Consider the following 19138-nt stretch of genomic DNA (forward strand, 5'->3'; position numbering starts at 1 on the left):
GGGCAGACGGGTGTGCCACGGGCTCGGGGGTGACCCCTGGCGAACCTACCGCGACCGTCACGGCCGGCCCAGCCCACCCGGCGGTTATCGCGCGCCGCGCCGGGTACGCGGGCCGCATTCGACCACGGCCATCGGGAGTGACCATGAAGCTCGCGCACCTGCCACTGCGGCTCAGCATCGGCGCGTACTTTCTCAACTCGGGTCTGGGCAAGCGGAATCTGGAGGGCGACGCCGCGGAGAGCATGCACGGGATGGCGGTGGCCGCGATTCCGCAACTCGCTGAGCTGGAGCCATCGCGCTTCGCCAAGCTGCTGTCGTACTCCGAGATCGCGATGGGGGCCGCGCTGATCGCGCCGTTCTTCCCGGCGCCCCTCGCCGGGCTGGGCCTGACCGCGTTCGGCGCGGGCCTGGTGCAGCTGTACCTGAAGACGCCGGGGTTGCGGGAGCCGGGCAGCGTACGCCCGACCCAGCAGGGCGCAGGGCTCGCCAAGGACATCTGGCTGGTCGGCGCCGGGCTGACCCTGGTGTTGGAGGGGCTGACCCACGGCCGTCGGCGCCACTGACCCGGCGGGCAGCCTGAGGAACTGCGTTGACCCACTCTCGTTCGGTGCGGCCGTTCTACCGGCCGATGAGGCCTCGCCGCCGCGACGAACCGCATCGCGCGGCCACCCCGCTGGAACTCTTCTTCGACCTCTGCTTCGTGGTGGCCGTGGCGCAGGCGGCCAACAGCCTGCACCACTACCTCGCCGAGGACCACCTCGCCCACGCGGTGACCGGCTACGTCACGGTGTTCTTCGCGATCTGGTGGTCGTGGATGAACTTCACCTGGTTCGCCTCGGCCTACGACACCGATGACGACGTCTACCGGATCACCACGCTGGTGCAGATCTCCGGAGCCTTGATCCTGGCAGCCGGGGTGCCAAGCGCCTTCACCGACGGCGATTTCACCGTCATCACCTACGGGTACGTGGTGATGCGGCTGGCTGCCGTCGTGCACTGGAGCCGAGCCGCTGCCGGTGACCCGGCGCACCGCCCGGCGGCGCGCCGCTACGCGATCGGCGTGACCGTGGTGCAGCTCGGCTGGCTGCTGCGACTCCTGCTGCCCGACGAGTGGGGCGTCGCGTCGTTCGTGCTGCTGGCCGTGGCCGACCTGCTGGTGCCGGCAGTGGCCGAACGCCCCGGAATGACCCCGTGGCACCCTCGGCACATCGCCGAGCGGTACGGCCTGTTCACCCTGATCGTGCTCGGTGAGGCCGTGGTGGGCGTCTCGGTGGCGATCCAGGACGGGCTGGACGCCGGGGAGCACGGCCTCTGGTTGATCGCGGCGGCGGGCGCGGTCATCGTGTTCGCGCTCTGGTGGCTCTACTTCGACCGACCGAACGAGGCGCCCGACCGGCTGCCGTACTCGCTGATCTGGGGTTACGGCCACTACCTGATCTTCGCCGCGATCGCCGCGATCGGCGCCGGCCTGGGCGTGTCGGTGGACCTCGAACGGCACCTCGCGCACGTCTCCGGGATCACCGCCGGGTACGCGGTGGCCATCCCGATCGCGATCTATCTGCTCACGGTCTGGGTGTTGCACGTACGCCGGCAGCAGCACGGTGCGGTGGTCGTGGCCTTCCCGGTCGTCGCGCTGCTGGCGCTGCTCGCGCCGCTCGGCCCGGGTCCGGTGTACGTGCTCGCGGCGCTGCTGGTCGCCCTCGTGGCCCTGACCGTGCTGTTGCGCCGCCGCGACGTCGGGCCGAGCGCGAGCAGCACGCCACCGTGACCCGTCCGCCGGTCACGCCACCTCACGGGCGGGGTCGCCGGCCGCGTCGGCGGGGCGTTGCGCGGGTACGCCGGGGGCGGGCGGCGCCGGGCGGGCGACGCCCCGGTTGGGGCCGGTGACGAGCAGTCGGTGGTACGAGGCCGGCATGACCCGGGCCAGCAGGTCGGGCAGCTTCGCCGACCAGCCGATCAGCACCCGGCCCCGACGCCGCTCGACGCCGCGCAGGATCACCTCGGCGGCCCGTTCCGGCGCGATGGTGAGCAGCTTCTCGAACTGCGCCCGGCCGGCCGCGTACTCGTCGAGCGGGACGCCACTGCCGATCCGGGCGTTCTCGGTGATGCGGGTGCGGATCCCGCCGGGGTGCACCGAGGTCACCCCGATGCCGTCGTCGACCAGCTCGTGGCGCAACGCCTCGGTGAAACCCCGCACCGCGAACTTGCTCGCCGAGTACGCGGCCTGCCCGGCCGGCGCGATCAGCCCGAACAGGCTGGAGATGTTGACCAGGTGCGCGCCCGGCTCCGCCTTGAGGGTGGGCAGCAGCGCGTGGGTCAGCTGCACCACGGCCCGGAAGTTGACGTCGATCACCCAGTTGAACTCGTCGAGCGTCACCTGGTCGAACCGGCCGCCGAGGCCGACGCCGGCGTTGTTCGCCAGCAGTCGTACGCGTGGGTGCCGCCGGCCGATCTCGCCGGCGACCTGGGCGGTGGCCGTCACGTCGGCGAGGTCCACCAGGTAGGTGTGCACCCGGCGGTCCGAATGGTCGGCGCGGATCGCGGTGGCGACCGTGTCCAGCCGCTCGGCGTCGCGGTCCAGCAACACCAGGTCGCTGCCCCGGCGGGCTAGTGCCTGCGCCAGCGCCGCACCGATGCCACTGGCCGCGCCGGTGACCACGGCCGTCGCGCCGGTGAAGTCGAATCTCTGCACGATCGGTGCTCCTGTCCCGGTGGTCAGCCCGACGCGTCCGGCTGCGCGGCCCCGCCGACGGGAACGCCGGCCGGTGGTGCTCCCTCGCCGACGCGGGAGAACCGGACGCCCTCGTCGGTGAGCCTGCCGTGCCGCATCAGCAGTACGTCACTGAGGTAGTTCTGGTGCAGCCGCCACGGCGCGGTCGCACCCTGCTTCGGCAGCGCGTCGGCGGCGCGCAGCACGTAGCCGGAGCGCAGGTCGATGAGCGGCACCCGCTCGGTGCCGGGCGGTGGGAGCGGGGTGACGACCTGCTGGCCGGTGCGGTCCAGGTGGCGCAGCAGCCGGCAGACGTAACCGGCGACCAGGTCGGCCTTGAGGGTCCACGACGCGTTGGTGTAGCCGAGGGTCAGCGCGAAGTTCGGCACGCCGGAGAGCATCATGCCCTTGTAGGCGACGGTGCTGGCGAGGTCGACGTCGGTGCCGTCCACGCGGAGCGTCAGACCACCGAGGGCGAGCAGGTTGAGCCCGGTTGCGGTGACCACGACGTCGGCGGGCAATTCGTCGCCGGAGGTCAGCCGGACGCCGTGCGCGGTGAAGGTGTCGATGGTGTCGGTGACCACCGACGCCGTGCCCTGGCGTACGGCCGCGAACAGGTCACCGTCGGGTGCCACGCAGAGCCGCTGGTCCCACGGGTCGTAGCGGGGCGAGAAGTGCCGGTCGACGTCGTACCCCACCGGGAGCCGGCTCGTCGCGGCCCGGCGCAGCACCCGCTTCACCAGACCGGGCGCACGCCGGCTGAGCTGGAAGTTGACGGTGGACAGCAGCACGTTCTTCCAGCGCACCACCGGATACGCGGCCTTCGCGGGCAGCCGGCGCCGCAGCGCGTCGGCCAGCCGGTCGCGCGAGGGCAACGCCATGACGTACGTGGGTGAGCGCTGGAGCATCGTCACGTGGGCGGCCCGCCGCGCCAGCGCCGGCACCAGGGTGACCGCGGTGGCGCCGCTGCCGATCACCACCACCCGCTTGCCGGTGTGGTCGAGGTCGTCGGGCCAGTGCTGCGGGTGCACCAGCCGCCCGGCGTACGCGTCGACACCGGGCAGGGGTGGGATGTAACCCTCGTCGTAGCGGTAGTAGCCGGCACAGGCGAAGAGGAACGAGCAGGTCAGCACCACCGTCTCGGCGGTGTCGGTGCGCTGGGCGTGCACCGTCCAGCGGGCGCTGTCGCTGTGCCACTCGGCGTGCAGCACCCGGTGGCGGAAGCGGATGTGCCGCTGCACGTCGTACTCCCGGGCCGTCTCCCGGACGTACTCCCGGATGGCCGGGCCGTCGGCGATGGCCTTCGCGGCGGTCCACGGCTTGAACGAGTAGCCGAGGGTGAACATGTCCGAGTCGGAGCGGATGCCCGGGTAGCGGAACAGGTCCCAGGTGCCGCCGACGGCGTCGCGCGCCTCCAGCACCGCGTACGTCTTGTCGGGGCAGTCACGGCGCAGATGGCAGGCGGCGCCGATGCCGGACAGGCCAGCGCCGATGATGAGCACATCAACGTGGTCGGAGGCCATGGCGTTCCTCCATCCGGTGCGGTGCACGGACATTAACACCGCGACCGGATGGCCGGAAGCTACCGCGGGACCGCTCCCCCGCCCGCTCGCCGCGCTAGTCGGACGCCCGGGTGAAGGTCATGATCCAGTTGGTTTCCCAGGTCCGCTCGCCGTCGACGGAGAACGCCTGCTCCCAGCGGGCTGTCGTCGCGGTGATCTCCGACCAGATGAACCGGCACCGGACCGGACGCCCCTCGTGCTGGTCGTCGGCGTAGAGGCGGCCCACCCCGTCGACGAAGCGGCCCACCATCGGCGGCTGCTCCAGCACCCCGGTCTCGCTGTTCATCCAGTAGATCGACCACTGCTCGGTCGCCGGGTCGAAGATCCGCAGCGTCGCGCCGGAGGTGCCCTTGGTCGGGAAGGTGATCTCGTCGAAGTGGCCGCCGCCGGCGAAGAAGCCGTGCGCGACCGACACCCCCGGAAACTCCTCCCACTCGTCGGAGCCGACCAGCCGCTTGCGCAGCCGCCTGTTCACGACGTTCCAGGTACCCGTAAAGAAGTCGAAGTCGCCCATCAGTGGCCCACCGGCCCTTCCGCTCGCGTGTCGCGCAGATAGTCGCTCAGATCGGGGCTCTCCGGCACCAGCATGTGCCGGACCCAGGCGGCCCTCTCGTGCTCCAGCACCGCCAACTCCCACACGCAGCCCATCGCCGGGCGCCGCAGTTCGACGAAGTGTGCCGGATCCTCGTCCGGGCAGTCCAGCGCCGGCTGCCCGGCCGCCGCGGTACGGACCTCCAGCACGTTGTCCCACACCCAGGTGTACGCCAGCAGGTAGGCGCCGGTGTCCGCGCCCCGGTGCAGCACCACCCACCCGGCGGCCGGGGTGCCGTCGTCCGTGACGTCGGCCAGCAGCGCGGGCAGAAGGTCGTAGGCGGCCTTCTCCACCTCCGGCTCGATCGGCCGTTCGGGCTGGTCGATGTGGTAGCGCTTGAGCTGACGACCGTCCACCATGATCGGTCCCGGCGTTCTCAGATCCTTGTCGCGAAAAGCCATGCCGGGACGGTACGACCGCTCCCCTGACAGCTAGTGTCAGTGAAGTGCGGGCCAGTCGACTCCTTTCCCTCCTGCTGTTGCTCCAGTCGTGTCCCGTCCGCGCTGAAGTCGCACCGTCCGCCACGAGTTGGCATGGGATTGGCACCGTTCGGGTGAGATGGCGCCTCCGGTAGCGTGCCGTGGTGCTGCGTGCGGTGCCTGTTATGCGCCAGCTAAAGGTCCTGCGGTGTGGTGTTGCTCCACGACTCATGCGCCATAGCCTGGCTCGAGGCGGGGCCGTGAAGGCGACGAAACCCGGCTTCTACGATGGGCCGGTGGTATCGATCAAGCAGTTCCAAGTCACCTTCGACTGCGCGGAACCAGAGCGCCTCGCTCGCTTTTGGTGCGAGGTGCTGGGGTACGTCGTACCGCCGCCACCGGAGGGGTTCGCCACTTGGGATGATTTCAAGCGCTCGCTGCCACCCGAGCAGCGGGACGCATGGTTTGCCTGCATTGATCCCTCAGGAGTGGGCCCGCCACTGTACTTCCAGCGCGTCCCCGAAGGAAAGGCCGTCAAGAACCGACTGCATCTTGACGTGCGAGTCGGCACCGGACTCGTGGGTGTAGAGCGCCTGGCCGCACTTGAGGCCGAGTGTGCACGACTGGTGCCGCTCGGCGCGGTACACGTACAAACGCTGTATGACGGCAACGATGCCTGCATCCCGATGCAGGATATCGAGGGCAACGAGTTCTGCCTCGACTGAGTGACGCGAAACGCGAAATCTTGTCTCCGACGACCTGGCGCAATCGCTGACACATGAGCTGCTGCGCCTCGGTGCGCACGTCGAGGTGCTGGCCCCGGTGGCGCTCCGCGAACGGGTGGCCGCCACGGCGGCCGGGCTCGCCGCGCTCTACGCCCTCCGGCTGACCAGCCCTCCGCCTCTCCACAGTGGAGGCGGGTGGGGCATCGACTGTGGGCGTGGTGTGCCACCCTGGGACCGGTCACAAACGGTCACCGGAGGTGAGAGTCACGTTACGGCTACGCGCACTGGTCGCCGTCCCCGGCACCGGGCCGGTGACCCTCGACGTTCCCGCCGGCTCACTCGCCGCCCTGGTGGCGCCGCCCCGGTTCGGCACCTCGGTCGCCCGGGTGCTGGCCGGGCTCGCCGCCCCGGTGACCGGTCGCATCCTGGTCGGCGACCGGGATGTCACCGCCCAGCCGCCACCACGCCGGCAGATCGGCTACGTGCCCGCCGGTGGTGCGCTGCTGCCGCAACTCACCGTGCGCCGCAACATCGAGTACGGCCAACGCAAGCGTGAACGCGTGCACGAGGTGGCCGACGACTGGACGGCGATGGTGGTCGACCGGCTCGAGTTGGCGCTGACCCTCACCCTGCTGCCGCACCAGATCTCCAACGCCCAGCGGTTCCGGGTGGCGCTCGCCCGGGCGGCGGCCTGCCTGCCTGAGGTGCTGGTGATCGACCTGCCGGCCGGTTCGGCAGGCGACAGCCGCCTCGGTGACCTGATGCCTCGACTCTCCCCACCGGATGCCCCTGGGATGGCGGTGCTGGTCTGCACCGCCGACCCGGCCACCCTGGCCGAGATCCCGCTGCGGCACGAGCTGATCACCGAGCCCGCCGGGGCGGGCCGATGACGCCGGCCGGGCGGCCGAGCCGCCGTACGCTGCTGCGCGCCGCCGCCGCGGGCGCCACCGCCCTGGCCACCGGCTGCTCCGGCGAGGCCCGGCCGGTGCAGGTCGCGGTGGTCTGGAGCACCAGCGAGCTGGACCGGTTCCGCCAGGTCGTCGCCGGCTACCCCGCCCCGGTGCAGGTGGTCAGCGCCGGCAACGACATCGACGCGTTCCTGCGGGCCCGGCACCTCGCCGGCACCAGCCCGGACGTGGCGATCCTCCCCCGCCCCGGCCTGGTCACCGAGTATGCCCAGCGTGGTTGGCTGAGCCCGGTGCGCCCGTCCACGGAGTACGCCGTGCCCGACGAGCTGGGCGAGCTGCTGACCGCCGAGGGCCAGCGCTACGGCGTCTGGGTGAAGGCGGCTCACAAGTCACTGGGCTGGCACCTGCGGTCCATGCTGCCCGAGCCGCCGCCCACCTGGGACGAGCTGGTCAGGATGACCCGCCGGCTCGGCGCGGTCGCCCGCCGCGACGGCGGCCCGGCGCCGCTGGCCATCGGCGCGGCAGACGGCTGGGTGCTCACCGACTGGTTCGAGAACGTCCTGGCCGACGTGGCACCCGACGGTTACAACACCCTCGCCCGGCCGAACGCCGACTGGCAGGCCAAGCCGGTGCGCGACACCCTGGACCGGCTCGCCGAGCTCTGGAGCATCGACGGCGCGTTCCTCGGCGGCGGCCGTCGCGCCCTGCTCACCCAATACGAGGAGTCGGTGATCCAGGTGGTGTATGCCCGGCGTGCGGTGATGCTCTTCGGGGCCGACTTCACCGCTGACGTCGTCGGCCCCTTCCAGCGTGGCCCGGAGACGCCGACCACGTTCCGCTTCCCCGGCACCCGGCCCGGCGGCGGCCCGCTGATCGTCGGCGGGGACGCGGCCGTGGCGTTCGCCGACGCCCAGGGCGGGGTCGAGCTGGTCGAGTGGCTCACCAGGGCCGACGCGTTCCAACCGTGGTTGCGTGCTGGCGGTTACCTGTCGCCGAACACCAACGTCCCTCTGACCAGCTACACGGACCGGGTCCGCCAGGGGCTCGCCGAGGAGATGCAGGCACCCGGCACTCTGCGCTTCGATCTGTCCGACCAGTTGCCCGGCGCGTTCACCGGCTCGGACGGGGTCGGCATCTGGCGGATCATGCAGGGCTTCTTCGCCGACGTCACCGACGGGGTACGCGCCGGCGAGGCGATCCGCCGGGCCACCGGTCAGCTCGCCCTGGCGGCCCGCAGCGCGGGTGGCGGCCGATGAGCCAGGTCCGGGTCCTCGGCGAGTTGGCGGTGCTCGACGACGTCGGGCCGCCCCGGCGAGGCCGGGCGTACCCGGCGGCGGGAGCGACCTCGGCCCTGCTGCTGCCGGCCGCTGTGCTGCTCGGCGGGCTGGTGCTGTGGCCGGTGCTCCGCACCCTGCACGCCAGCGTCACCACCGACGGTCACTGGGTCGGTGCGGCGCACTTCCGCACCGCGCTCGCCGCCCCGGGCACCGGCGCGGTGGTCGGCCGTACGGTCCTCTGGGCGCTGCTGGTGCCGGTAGTGGTGACGGCACTGGGCTATCTGCTCGCCGCCGCGTCCCGCCGCTCCCAGGAGGGCGGCCTGGTCCGCTTGATCCTCCTGGTGCCGGTGGCGTTGCCGCTGGTCGTCACCGGGGTCACCTTCCGGCTGATGTACGACCCGGACCCGAGCCGGGGGCTGGCCACCCTGGTCGCGGCACGGCTGACCGGTCGTTCGGCCGAGGACGCACCGCAGCTGCTCGGGCCGGGGCTGGTCACCGTGGCGCTGATGTCGGCGTTCGTCTGGGCCTGGGTCGGGCTGGCCGTGCTGGTCTTCCGGTCCGCACTGGACGCGGTGCCGCCGAGCCTCGCCGACGCGGTCCGCGCGTACGGCGGGGGGCGCCGGCACGTGCTGTGGGACGCGCAGTGGCGCCCCCTGCTACTGCGTACCGTGGCGGTGGTCTTCGCGTTGGTGGCGGTCGGCACCAGCCGCACCTTCGACCTGATCCTGGTGATGACCCCCGGCTCGGTCCGCGACGAGGCCTCGGTGCTGGCGCTGCGGATCTGGCAGACGTCGGGCGGCACCACCACGGGCGAGGGCGCCGCGCTCGGTGTGGTGTGGCTGGTGGCGGTCGTCGGCGGGATCATGGTGGCCGCGCTCTTCGTCCGGCAGGCGTGGCCCCCGCCGCGCGTCGAGGTGGCCCTGGAGCCCGGGCCCCTCGCGCCGCCCCGGCGGGTGTTCCGGCTGCTCGCGGCGGGCGCGGCGGTCGCCTGGCTGGTGCCGTTGGCGGTGCTGGTCGCCACGTCGGCACACGGCAGGGTGGACGCCGCCGCGCGCGGCTGGTGGTCGGCGCCGCCCGGTGCCGAGTCCTACCGCGACCTGGTCACCGGTACCGAGCTGTGGCGGACGCTGGGCTTCACCCTGCTCCTGGCCACCGCGGTGACCGCCACGGTGCTGGTGGTCGCGCTGCTGGCCGCGTACCCGCTGGCCTGGTTGACCGGGCCGGCGGCCCAGGCCACCGGGCTGCTGCTGCTGGCCGCCAGTGTCGTGCCGGTCCAGGTCATCGCCGGGCCGGTCAACGAGGTGCTGGGCCTGGTGCTCTCCTCCGGTACGGCCCGGGGCCTCGCCCTGGTGCACGTGGCGTTGGGCGTGCCGTTCGCGGTGCTGGTGCTGCGCAACGCCTTCGCCGACCTGCCGGCCGAGCAGGTGCGCGACGCCCGGCTGGGCGGACGGCGGTGGTGGCACACCCTGCGCCGGTTGGCGCGGCACAACCTGTCCGCGGTGGTGGCGGTCTCGGTGCTGGAGTTCGTCCAGGTCTGGAACGACCTGGTGGTGGGTCTGCTGTTCAGTGGCCCGGAGGCGGCGCCGCTCGGGCTGTTCCTGGCCGGGCAGACCCGCAGCTTCGTGAGCAACAGCGGCGCGCTGGCGGCCAGCTCGGTGCTCGCCTCGGTGCTGCCGGTGGTGCTCGTGGTGCTCTCCCGCCGGCACCTGGTCGCCGGGCTCGTCTCCGGAGGCGTCCGGTGACGGGGCCGGACGGCGCCCGCCGCGGCCCGCGCTGGCCGGCGCTGATCGCGATCGGCGGTGTGGTCAGCGGGGTCCTCGGCAACGTGGCCAGCAACCTGGCCAGCAACCTGCTCTCCGAGCTGGCGGCCAGCGTGCTGGGCCGGGCGAGCATCGCCCTGGCGGCCGGCGGGGTCGTCGGCCTCGTCGGTCTCGTGGTGTACGAGGTGCGCCGCCGCCGGGCCGGTCGGCAGGTCGACCCGGAACCGACGGATGTGCTCACCGCGCCGGCCACCGGTGCGCCGACCCTGCCCTACACGGCCGAGTTCACCGGTCGCGGCGAGCACGTCGAGGCGGTGCTCGGGTTGCTCGCCCGGGAGCACGCGGTGGCGGTCCTGGGCCGGCGAGCGGTGGGCACCTCCGCGTGCGCGGTGCAGGCGGCGAACCTGTGCCGGGAGGATTTCCCGGACGGGCAGTACTACCTCGACCTGCGCCGGCGGGGCCGACCCCGCTCGGCCCGGCAGGTGCTCACCGCACTGGCCCGGATCCTGGGCACCGCGCCGCCGACCTCCGGCCGGCCGGACGCGCTTGCCGTCGCCGCGGACGCGCTGCGCGGCCAACTCGACGGCCGCAGGATCCTGCTGGTGCTGGACAACGTGGACCGCCCCGACCAGGTCCGGCCGCTGCTGCCACCCACCGCGCGCACCTGTCGGCTGCTGCTCGCCGGCGGCCCGGCGCTGGTCGGGCTGAAGGGTGTGGTCGCACACTGGATCGCCGAGCCGGGCACGTCCGAGGCGGTCGAGCTGTTCGCGGCCGCGGGCGGGGCCGCGCCCGCAGCCCGGGTCCACCGGCCCGACCCACGCACCGACCCGGCGGTACGCGAGATCGTCGACCTGTGCGGGCGACAGCCGCGTACCGTTCGCGCGCTCGGTTACCGCACCGCGCAGCACGGCTGGCGGCACTCGGATGTGCTGGACGCGCTGCGCCGCGCCGTGCAGACGCCACCACACCAGCGGCTCGCCGTCTCGCCGGCCGCGCGTCTGGTCACCGAGCGGGACGCCGCGTACCGGGCGTTGAGCCGCGATGCCCGCCGGTTGTACCGGGTGATGTCGCTGATCCCCGCCCCGGTGGACCGGCCGACCATCGCCGCGCTGGCCGGGCGCCACCCCGAGCGGGTGACCGGGCTGCTCGACGAGTTGGCCGCCGCGGCGTTCGTGGTCGGCGCGCCCGGCGACCGCTACGAGGTCCGCCCGCTACTCGCCGGCAGCGCCCGACTGCATCTGCGGGACGCGGACCCGGTCCGCGCCCGGGTCGCCGCGCAGGCCCGGTTGACGCGGCACCTGGCCCGCCGGGCCGAACGGCACGCGGCCAACCTGGCCGTGCTCGGTTCCCCACCGGATCGGGAGTGGTCGCTGCCGCTGGACGACGACCCGTACGGCTGGTTCGACCTGCACCAGGAGCTGCTGCTGGCGGTGGTGCGGGTGCCGGCCGGCGCGGCCGAGACACTGCCTCGCCGGGTACGCCGGTGGTGGTTCCGGCTGGCCGTGGCGCTGTGCGGGTGGCTGGCGTACGTCGAGCGGCTCGACGAGTGGGAGCAGGTCTGCCGCACCGTGCTGGCCACCCCGACCGCCGACGACCGCCCGGAGATCGCCGGGTGGGCGCACAACGAGCTGGGTGTGTTGCGCCGGCGCCGGCACGACCCGCAGGGTGCGGCGGCCGCGCTCACCCTCGCGGTCAACGAACGCGGGCGCGGAGGCACCGCCCAGGCCCGGATGAACCTCGGCCTGGCCCTGCTCGACCTGGGGCAGCTCGACGACGCGGTGGAGCACCTCGAGATGTCCCGTCGGCACCGCTCCGGGGCCGACCGTGCCGGGCACGCCCTCACCGACCTGGGCCTCGGCGCGGCGCAGTTGGCCCGAGGTGAGCTGGACGCCGCCCACCACCACCTGGTGCGGGCGGCGAACACGTTCCGGTCGACGGGTGACGCGCGCGGGTACGCGGCGGCGCTGACCAACCTGGTGCTGGTGCACGCGGGCCTCGGCGAGCACCTGGACGCCGCGCAGGCGTGGCGGGCCGCCCTGCGCGAGTACGAGTCGGTCAACGACCCGACCAGCCGGGCGACGGCGCTGCTCAACGCCGGGGCGACGCTGTTGACCAGCACGCCGGGGCAGGCGCGTGCGGCGTACGAGCTGCTGGCCGAGAGCCGGCGGCTACGCGAGGAGACGCGGCCCACCCCGGGGCTGGCGCGCACCCTGCTGTACCTGGGTGACGCCGCCGCCGCGTTGGGCGACCGAGCTGACGCGCGGCGGCACTGGGCGGACGCGGCAACGGTGGCCGAGGAGGTGGCCGACGACAGGGCGCTGGCCGCCGCCGACGCCCGCCTGGAGGACGACGCCACCGGCCGCGTGACGTAGGTCGCTCACGGTGGCCGCTGGCACAGGTCTGGGAGATTCTGTGAGCGTGGATGTGCTCTCGGTACGGGGACTTAGCCGCAACTTCGGCAACCTGGTCGTGCTCGACGACGTGAGCTTCACGCTCCAGGCGGGCCGGATCGCGGTGGTGCTGGGCCCCAACGGCAGCGGCAAGACCACCCTGCTGCGCTGTGTCGTCGGCGCCGACCGGCCGGACGCGGGCGAGGTGCTGGTGCAGGGCCGCCGGGCCGACGAGACCGACCCTCAGGTGCGGGCGCTGGTGGCGGCCGCGCTGGACGACATCGACTTCTTCCCCGACCTGTCCGTGGTCGAGCACCTGGAGCTGGTCGCGTACGCCCACGGGGGTAACGCCGAGCCGGTCGAGGAGGTCCTCGCCGAGCTGGGTCTGGAGCCGGCCCGCGACCAGCTGCCGGTGACCCTGTCCAGCGGGCAGCGCCGCCGGCTGGCGTTGGCGTCGTGTTTCGTGCGGCCACGTCGGGTGCTGATCCTGGACGAGCCGGAGCAGCGGCTGGACGTACGCGGCCGGCAGTGGCTCGCCGAGCGGCTGCGCCGGGAGCGGGACGCCGGCACCGCCGTGCTGCTGGCCTCGCACGACCCGGAGCTGATCGACGCGGTGGTCGACGAGCGCATCGAGATCGGCCGGTGACCGCCCCGCCGACCACGATCGCCGACACGACGGCCGGGGTGCCGACCGCCCGGCAGTTGCGGACGCATCTGCGCCGGGCCCGCAGCCGACACCACGACCACTCGCTCAGCGACGTGCTGGGCGACGCGTACGTCATCGTCCTGTTCGTCGGCATGTACGGCTGGTTCGCGATCAGCGCCAGCCGCGACCTGCTGGATTCCCCCACGGTGGGGCAGGCCGAGCCGGGGGTGCGGTGGTGGTTGGCGGTCGCCGCGCTGCTGGCCGGCGCCGGGCTCGCCTGGCGTGGCCTGCGCGCACTCGGCCCGCTGCTGGTCACCCCGGCCACGCAGAGCTGGGCGACCAGCGCACCGGTCGACCGGCGGGCCTGGCTGGCGCCGCGCTTCGGCATCCTGCTGGTGGGCGCCGCGGCCGGCACGGCGGCCCTCGGGGTGGCGGTGGCCGCGCTCGGCGGGGTCAGCGACCCGGCGGTGCTGGGCTGGGCCACCGCGGCCGGGGCGGCGTGGGGTTGGGCCGCGCTGGCGCTCAGCGTCGTCGCCCAGAGCAGCCGGGCGGGTCGCCGGTGGCCCGCCCTGGCCGGGGCGGTGCCGATGGTGGCGGCCACCGTCATCACAGCCCTGGTGGTGGTCGTCGGTCGCCTCGGCGACGGGCTGCCCCGGCCGGCGGCGACGCCGACCGTCGCACTGGTCGCCGTCGCGGTGCCCCTCGCGGTCGTGGGCACGATCCTCGCGGTACGCGCGCTGCCCCGGGTCGACCGGGCCACGCTGACCACCGGCGCCCAGTTCGCCAACGCCGCCGCCACGGCCACGATCCTGCTGGACCCGAGCCTGCTCGCCAGCCTGGTGGAGAGCCGGCGCTGGCGCCGGATCGGCCGGGTTCGCAGCGGCCGGTTCCTGCCCGGCCCCGGCTGGTGGGCGCTGCTGCAGGCCGACGTACGCCGGCTGCGCCGCCACCCGAGCGCCCTGCTGATCTGGGTGGCGCTGATCGGTGTCCAGTACGCCGCCGCGCTCGCCCTGCCCGGGCTGGCCGGGGCCGCGCAGGTGGTGTTCGCCTACCTCGCCGCCGACCGGTTGACCGGTGGCCTGCGGTCGGTCAGCCGCTCACCCGGGCTGCGCCGCGCCCTCGGCGGCAGCGACACCCTGCTGCGCGGGGTCCACGTGGTGGTGCCGGCGGTCGGCGCGGGCCTGTGGTGGTTGCTGACCCTGCCGACCGTCGACCCGGGGCCGGCCTGGCTGGCGCCGACGCTGGCGCTCGGCGTGGTGCTCGCGGCGTTCCGGGCGGCCACCCGTCCGCCGATCGACTACGGCGGCGCCACGGTCAACACCCCGTTCGGGATGGTCCCCGTCGACCTGGTGCGCCAGGGTTCACGCGGGCCGGCGCTGCTCGCCGTCCTGGTCCTCGTTCAGCTGTTCCTGGGCTGACCGGTCGACCGCCCGGCCAGCCCAGGGCACGTCGGCGCCGTTCAGCCGTCCAACCGGCGGACCATGTTCATGATGGTCTCGACCTGCGCGCCGCCCTTGATCGGGAAGTTGGTCGCGCCGAGGTAACCCCACCAGTCCCAGCAGCCGTTCGGGTTGCTGAGGGCGGTGCCCGCCTGCGGGTAGAGCACGATCAGGTTGTTGGTGTCGGCGTACTGGTTGAGGTTGGCCCGGTCGACGAAGGCCGTGCCCACCGCGCCGGAGGACTGCGCGCAGCCGTGCAGGGCGACCAGCAGCCGGCACGACTGGCCGGCCGCGCAGGACGACGGGACGTACGCGAAGCCGTTCGCGTCCATGCTCAACCCGTTGGCCCAGCCGTTGACCGCGAACGTGTTCTGGCTGAACCGGATGAGCGTGCCGCCGAGCGCACCGGTGTTCGGTGCGCTCACCCCGCCGAGCAACTTGCGCAGCAGGGCGTTCTGCGGGTCGGTGCCGCAGTCGTTCAGGTACGGCGAGGCGGTCGCCGTACAGCCGAGCGTGCCGTACGGGGTGACCCAGGAGTGGCCGGCGGCTGCGCCGCTGTCGTACTGCACGCTGGCCCCGAAGTGCTGGTAGTACCGGACCAGGTCGTCGGTGACGGACTTCTTGACGGTGGTGTCGTTGGTGCCGTGGAACACGTACACCGGGTCGCCGGACAGGTTGCCGACCGGGTCGACCCAGCCGTACGACGCCCACGTCCGGGTGTACGTCTGCAGGGCCGCCACGTTGGTCGGGTACAGGTTGTCGCCGCAGCCGTAGAGCGCCTGGGCGACGGTGTTCTGGGAGCAGTAGTAGGGCCCGGCGGCGAAGACGGCCGCTCCACGGATCCGGGACGAGTAGGCGACGTGCAGTTGCGTGGCCACGTAGCCACCGGAGGAGACCCCGGTGACGTAGACGCCGGAGACGTTGTAGGTGCCCAACGACCCGGAGACCGGGGGCTTGGTGGACGGGTTGGCGGCCTGGGCGGGGGCCGCAGTGGTCAGGATCAGCAGGAGGATGGCGGCGAGGGTGGTGGCGGCTTTCAGCGGTGTGGGCATGGACGCTCTCCTCGGGAGCGCCGGCGGGGCGTCGGCGTGCGCAGAAGCTACCGTGACGTGGACCACACGGGGTATGAGCGGAACCGACACGTCGGCCGAGGCCGGTGTGTACGTCCCGCCCATTCGGCGCCACCGATGTCCACCCCGGTCTAGCCGGAGCGCAGGGCGGCCGCGATCACGGCCACGCCGTCCTCGATCTCGGTCACCGTGCGAGCCGCGTAGCCGAGCACCAGACCGGGCCGGTACGGCCGCTGGCAGTGCCAGGACAGCGGCTGCACCTTCACCCCGCGCGCCAGCACGGCGGCCGCCAAATCCGTGTCCACCACGGCGTCGGCCAGACTGATCGTCAGATGCAGCCCGGCCGCCGCACCGTGCACCGTGGCGGTCGGCAGGTGCCGGGCCAGCGCGGCGATCATCGCGTCGCGGCGGTGGATGTGCCGGCGGCGCAGCAGCCGCAGGTGCCGCTCCAGCCCGCCGGAGGTCATCAGCTCCGCCAGCACCAGTTGTGGCAGCACCGCGTTGCCCAGGTCGGCGTTGCGTTTGGCGGCCACCACCGCCTCCCGGTGGCGGGTCGGCACGAGCAGCCAGCCGACCCGCAGCGCCGGGGCGAGCAGTTTGGACACGCTGCCGGCGTAGCAGACCTGCTCGGGCAGGAGGCCACGCAGCGCGGGCACCGGTGGCCGGTCGTAGCGGTGCTCGGCGTCGTAGTCGTCCTCGATGATCAGACCGCCGGACCGCGCCCAGTCGAGGAGTTGGCGGCGACGGTCGCCGTCGAGCACCACGCCGGTCGGGAACTGGTGCGCGGGGGTGAGCATCGCCGCCGGCACGCCGCTGGCGGCCAGCTCGTCGACACGCAACCCGGCGTCGTCCACCGCGATCGGTGGGGTGTCCACCCCCCAGTTGTTCAGGTGCTGCCGGACGCCGAGTGAGCCCGGGTCCTCGACCGCGATCCGGTCGATGCCGGCAGGGCCGAGCGCCTGGGCGAGCAACCCGAGCGCCTGGGACACGCCGGCCACGACGATCACGTCGACCGGGTCGACGGCGATGCCCCGGCTGCGGGCCAGCCAGGCGGCGACGGCCCGGCGCAGCGCGGGGGTGCCACACGGGTCGCCGTAGCCGAAGTCGGCCGCGGCGAGGTGGCGCAGCACGGTCCGTTCGGCGCGCAGCCAGTCCGCGCGGGGAAAGGCAGCCAGATCGGGTACGCCGGGCGTCAGGTCGATGGTCGCGCTCGCCGCGCGTACGGCGTCGAAGATGTCGGTGCCCGGAGCCGGCGGGAAGAGCGCGGCCGGCGCCAGCGCGGTGGCCGGGGCGGGTGCCGGCGCGACCGGCGCGGGCGGTGCGGCGACAACCACCGTCCCGGCCCGACCCCGACCGGTCACGTGCCCCTCCTCGGTCAGCCGCTGGTACGCCTCGGTGACCACGCCCCGGGAGACGCCGAGGTCGGCGGCGAGCAACCGGGTGGCGGGCAGGCGACCCCCGACCGGCACCCGCCCCTCGGCGATGGCCTGGCGCAGGCGGGCGGCGAGCCAGTCGGCGCGCCCGCCGGGCGGGGCGTCGGCGATGGTCAGGTGCAGAAAATCCGACCCGGCCGTTATGGACCTCTCGGGTGCCCTCGGTTTGGCCCTGCTCACCGGACCATCTTGGCAGCAGAGTGGGGATCAGACAGCCCCGCCGAGCCCACCGGAGGTCGATCGTGACAATCCCGTTCCTGGTCACCACGCTGATCGTGGTGGTCACCCCGGGCACCGGGGTGTTCTTCACTCTCTCCGCCGGCCTGTCCCGGGGCGCCCGGGCCGGCGTGCTGGCCGCGTTCGCCTGCACGCTGGGAGTGGTGCCACACCTGCTGGCGGCGATGACCGGTCTGGCCGCGCTGTTGCAGACGAGCGCGGCGGCGTTCGAGGTGGTCCGGTACCTCGGCGTCGGCTACCTGCTCTACCTGGCCTGGTCGACCGTGCGGGACCGCGGCGCCTTCGCGCCGACCACCACCACGCCGCCCCGCTCGGCGGCCCGGGTGATCCTCTCCGGGGTGCTGGTCAACCTGCTCAACCCGAAGCCGACGCTGTTCTTCGTCGCGTTCCTGCCCCAGTTCGTGGACACCTCCGCCCCGGGCTCGACTCGCTCGATGCTCGCCTGCGGGGCGGTGTTCATGCTGCTCACCTTCGTGATCTTCAGCGGGTACGGCGTCTTCGCGGCCCGGGTACGCGACCGGGTGCTGACCCGGCCGAGGGTCACCGACTGGCTGCGCCGGTCCGTCGCCGGCACGTTCGTCGCGCTCGGCGTGACGCTCGCCCTCACCGAACGATAGGAGTCCCGTGCAGTTCCAGCATTCCGCGCAGCTCCGCGCGGCGTACCCGGACCTGGTGGCCGGCGTGGTCCTGGCCACCGGCATCACCTCCACGGCCGACGTGGCGCAGCGGATCGCCGCGCACACCGCCGTCGCCCGCGACCGGCTGGCCAACGGCTCCGAGAGCGGGTTCCCGGAGATCCAGGCGTGGCGGCGGGCGTACGCCGCGATGGGGCTGCGACCCACCCGGTACCGATGCGCCGCGGAGGCGCTGCTGCGCCGGTTGCGACTGGACGACGAGTTGCCCCGGCTGCACCCACTGGTGGACCTCTGCAACGCCGTCTCGGCCGCGTACGCGATCCCGGTGGCGGCGCTCGACCTGGACCGGGTCGACGGCGACCTGGTGGTCCGGCCGGCCCACGGCGACGAGGAGTACCTGAGCTTCGCCGGCGCGACCGAGCATCCCGACCCGGGTGAGGTGACCTTCACCGACGCCGCCGGTCGGGCGCACGCCCGGCGCTGGACGAACCGGCAGAGCGGCTGGTCGGCCGTGCGGGCCGGCACGTCGTCGGTGCTGATCGTCGCCGAGGCGCTGCACCCCGACGCCGAGGCGGACGTGACCCGGCTGGTCACCACGCTGGTGGCCGAGCTGACCGAGGCATGGTCGGCACCGACGCGGACGGCCGTGCTCACCGACGCCGTGCCCCGCTTCGACGCCACGGCCACCGGTGGCGCGGAAGGTCAGGCGGTGTCACCGGGGACGAGGTGGCGGTAGCCGGGAATCGTCTCGCCGAACCAGCCGGCGACGCTGGCCAGCCCACGCTCGTTGATCTGTGCGTCGTGGATCGGGTACGCGCGGCCGGCGCCCACCTCCCGGGCGAACCGGATCGCCTCGTCGAGGCGCAGCCAGGACCCCTGAGCCGGAACGAGCAGGGTGTGCACCGGCTCGTCCGGCACGTGCAGGGCGTCGCCCGGGTGGTAGACCCCGTCGCCGATCAGGTAGCCGAGGTTGGGACAGTCGGGCTGACCCTCGAAGATGGTGGCGTGCCGGCCGCCGTACGCGGTGACCGGGACACCGGCCGCCGTGAAGCGCTGCCCGGCCCGGACCCGGGTCACGTCCAGCGGGGCGAGGTCGGGCAGCCGGGCACCCTCGGGGGCGTACACCGGGACGCCGAGGCCGGCCAGCCGCAGCACGTCCACGTGGTCGGTGTGCTCGTGGGTGACCAGCACGGCGTCCGCGCCGACCAGGGCGTGCGGCTCGCTCCACGTGCCCGGGTCGACGACCAGCACCCCGCCGTCGTGCTCGACGCGGACACAGGAGTGGGTGAATCGGGTGATCCGCATCCGGCGACGGTACGTCGTCGGCCGGCAGGT

Annotated in this window: 18 protein-coding genes; 11 read left to right on the forward strand and 7 right to left on the reverse strand. The window is 73.6% G+C overall.

Annotation, left to right across the window (positions count from 1 at the left end):
• Positions 1-143: 143 nt before the first annotated feature.
• Both ACQEUX_RS09555 and ACQEUX_RS09560 read left to right on the forward strand, forming a co-directional pair.
• Positions 144-563: a hypothetical protein gene (locus ACQEUX_RS09555; RefSeq protein WP_433044319.1), complete on the forward strand. Its 420-nt coding sequence runs from the start codon at positions 144-146 to the stop codon at positions 561-563.
• 26 nt (positions 564-589) lie between these two features.
• Positions 590-1768 (forward strand): low temperature requirement protein A, encoded by a 1179-nt coding sequence (locus ACQEUX_RS09560; RefSeq protein WP_433044322.1) that lies wholly within the window; start codon positions 590-592, stop codon positions 1766-1768.
• A gap of 12 nt (positions 1769-1780) precedes the next feature.
• Here the strand turns inward: ACQEUX_RS09560 and ACQEUX_RS09565 are convergent, their stop codons facing one another.
• The 4 genes from ACQEUX_RS09565 to ACQEUX_RS09580 all read right to left on the reverse strand — a co-directional run bounded on the left by ACQEUX_RS09565 (position 1781) and on the right by ACQEUX_RS09580 (position 5265).
• The gene (locus ACQEUX_RS09565) at positions 1781-2692 is read right to left on the reverse strand and encodes an SDR family NAD(P)-dependent oxidoreductase (protein ID WP_433044325.1); all 912 of its coding nucleotides are present in this window, start codon (positions 2690-2692) and stop codon (positions 1781-1783) included.
• 23 nt (positions 2693-2715) lie between these two features.
• Entirely contained in the window at positions 2716-4233 is a 1518-nt protein-coding gene (locus ACQEUX_RS09570; RefSeq protein ID WP_433044328.1) for a flavin-containing monooxygenase, read from the reverse strand.
• Positions 4234-4327: 94 nt separating this feature from the next.
• Positions 4328-4786, reverse strand: a complete 459-nt coding sequence (locus tag ACQEUX_RS09575) for a hypothetical protein (protein ID WP_433044331.1) — start codon at positions 4784-4786, stop codon at positions 4328-4330.
• Positions 4786-5265 (reverse strand): hypothetical protein, encoded by a 480-nt coding sequence (locus tag ACQEUX_RS09580; RefSeq protein WP_433044334.1) that lies wholly within the window; start codon positions 5263-5265, stop codon positions 4786-4788. Before ACQEUX_RS09580 ends, ACQEUX_RS09575 begins: the two co-directional genes overlap by 1 nt.
• Before the next feature lie 314 nt (positions 5266-5579).
• Here ACQEUX_RS09580 and ACQEUX_RS09585 point away from each other — a divergent pair, with 314 nt between their 5' ends.
• From ACQEUX_RS09585 to ACQEUX_RS09615, 7 genes are all read left to right on the forward strand, one after another.
• On the forward strand, positions 5580-6008 hold the full coding sequence (locus ACQEUX_RS09585) for a VOC family protein (RefSeq protein WP_433049722.1): 429 nt from the start codon (positions 5580-5582) through the stop codon (positions 6006-6008).
• A gap of 257 nt (positions 6009-6265) precedes the next feature.
• Positions 6266-6898 (forward strand): ATP-binding cassette domain-containing protein, encoded by a 633-nt coding sequence (locus ACQEUX_RS09590; RefSeq protein WP_433044337.1) that lies wholly within the window; start codon positions 6266-6268, stop codon positions 6896-6898.
• Positions 6895-8172 carry an extracellular solute-binding protein gene (locus ACQEUX_RS09595; RefSeq protein WP_433044339.1) on the forward strand — a complete coding sequence of 426 codons (1278 nt, stop codon included), beginning with the start codon at positions 6895-6897 and terminating at the stop codon, positions 8170-8172. Before ACQEUX_RS09590 ends, ACQEUX_RS09595 begins: the two co-directional genes overlap by 4 nt.
• Positions 8169-9935 carry an ABC transporter permease subunit gene (locus ACQEUX_RS09600; RefSeq protein ID WP_433044341.1) on the forward strand — a complete coding sequence of 589 codons (1767 nt, stop codon included), beginning with the start codon at positions 8169-8171 and terminating at the stop codon, positions 9933-9935. The genes ACQEUX_RS09595 and ACQEUX_RS09600 overlap by 4 nt, the downstream gene beginning before the upstream one ends.
• Entirely contained in the window at positions 9932-12325 is a 2394-nt protein-coding gene (locus tag ACQEUX_RS09605) for a hypothetical protein (protein ID WP_433044344.1), read from the forward strand. The genes ACQEUX_RS09600 and ACQEUX_RS09605 overlap by 4 nt, the downstream gene beginning before the upstream one ends.
• A 40-nt stretch (positions 12326-12365) precedes the next feature.
• A complete protein-coding gene (locus tag ACQEUX_RS09610; protein WP_433044347.1) occupies positions 12366-12989 on the forward strand; it encodes an ABC transporter ATP-binding protein in 624 nt (207 codons plus the stop codon).
• On the forward strand, positions 12986-14407 hold the full coding sequence (locus tag ACQEUX_RS09615; RefSeq protein ID WP_433044350.1) for a DUF6297 family protein: 1422 nt from the start codon (positions 12986-12988) through the stop codon (positions 14405-14407). Before ACQEUX_RS09610 ends, ACQEUX_RS09615 begins: the two co-directional genes overlap by 4 nt.
• Positions 14408-14448: 41 nt before the next feature.
• On the opposite strand, the gene ACQEUX_RS09620 is transcribed toward ACQEUX_RS09615, so the two are convergent.
• Both ACQEUX_RS09620 and ACQEUX_RS09625 read right to left on the reverse strand, forming a co-directional pair.
• Positions 14449-15480: an extracellular catalytic domain type 2 short-chain-length polyhydroxyalkanoate depolymerase gene (locus ACQEUX_RS09620; RefSeq protein ID WP_433044353.1), complete on the reverse strand. Its 1032-nt coding sequence runs from the start codon at positions 15478-15480 to the stop codon at positions 14449-14451.
• Positions 15481-15629: 149 nt separating this feature from the next.
• Positions 15630-17111: a PLP-dependent aminotransferase family protein gene (locus tag ACQEUX_RS09625; protein WP_433044356.1), complete on the reverse strand. Its 1482-nt coding sequence runs from the start codon at positions 17109-17111 to the stop codon at positions 15630-15632.
• A 62-nt stretch (positions 17112-17173) separates the two neighbouring features.
• On the opposite strand from ACQEUX_RS09625, the gene ACQEUX_RS09630 reads away from it, so the two are divergent.
• Together ACQEUX_RS09630 and ACQEUX_RS09635 are read left to right on the forward strand one after the other, a co-directional pair.
• Positions 17174-17785, forward strand: coding sequence for a LysE family translocator (locus ACQEUX_RS09630; protein WP_433044359.1), 612 nt, complete (start codon positions 17174-17176; stop codon positions 17783-17785).
• Positions 17786-17792: 7 nt separating this feature from the next.
• Positions 17793-18539: a B3/B4 domain-containing protein gene (locus ACQEUX_RS09635; RefSeq protein ID WP_433044362.1), complete on the forward strand. Its 747-nt coding sequence runs from the start codon at positions 17793-17795 to the stop codon at positions 18537-18539.
• Here the strand turns inward: ACQEUX_RS09635 and ACQEUX_RS09640 are convergent.
• Complete coding sequence (locus ACQEUX_RS09640; RefSeq protein WP_433044365.1) at positions 18506-19108, reverse strand: MBL fold metallo-hydrolase; 603 nt, start codon at positions 19106-19108, stop codon at positions 18506-18508. The genes ACQEUX_RS09635 and ACQEUX_RS09640 overlap by 34 nt on opposite strands.
• Between the last annotated feature and the right edge of the window lie 30 nt (positions 19109-19138).

The sequence above is a fragment of the Micromonospora sp. CA-259024 genome, from assembly GCF_050936255.1.
GTDB lineage: Bacteria > Actinomycetota > Actinomycetes > Mycobacteriales > Micromonosporaceae > Micromonospora.

Excerpts from the sequence above, each read along its gene's own strand:
- ACQEUX_RS09555 (WP_433044319.1), top strand. The coding sequence starts at position 144 with ATGAAGCTCGCGCACCTGCCACTGCGGCTCAGCATCGGCGCGTACTTT.
- ACQEUX_RS09570 (WP_433044328.1), bottom strand. The coding sequence starts at position 4,233 with ATGGCCTCCGACCACGTTGATGTGCTCATCATCGGCGCTGGCCTGTCC.
- ACQEUX_RS09575 (WP_433044331.1), bottom strand. The coding sequence starts at position 4,786 with ATGGGCGACTTCGACTTCTTTACGGGTACCTGGAACGTCGTGAACAGG.
- ACQEUX_RS09580 (WP_433044334.1), bottom strand. The coding sequence starts at position 5,265 with ATGGCTTTTCGCGACAAGGATCTGAGAACGCCGGGACCGATCATGGTG.
- ACQEUX_RS09595 (WP_433044339.1), top strand. The coding sequence starts at position 6,895 with ATGACGCCGGCCGGGCGGCCGAGCCGCCGTACGCTGCTGCGCGCCGCC.
- ACQEUX_RS09600 (WP_433044341.1), top strand. The coding sequence starts at position 8,169 with ATGAGCCAGGTCCGGGTCCTCGGCGAGTTGGCGGTGCTCGACGACGTC.
- ACQEUX_RS09620 (WP_433044353.1), bottom strand. The coding sequence starts at position 15,480 with ATGCCCACACCGCTGAAAGCCGCCACCACCCTCGCCGCCATCCTCCTG.
- ACQEUX_RS09640 (WP_433044365.1), bottom strand. The coding sequence starts at position 19,108 with ATGCGGATCACCCGATTCACCCACTCCTGTGTCCGCGTCGAGCACGAC.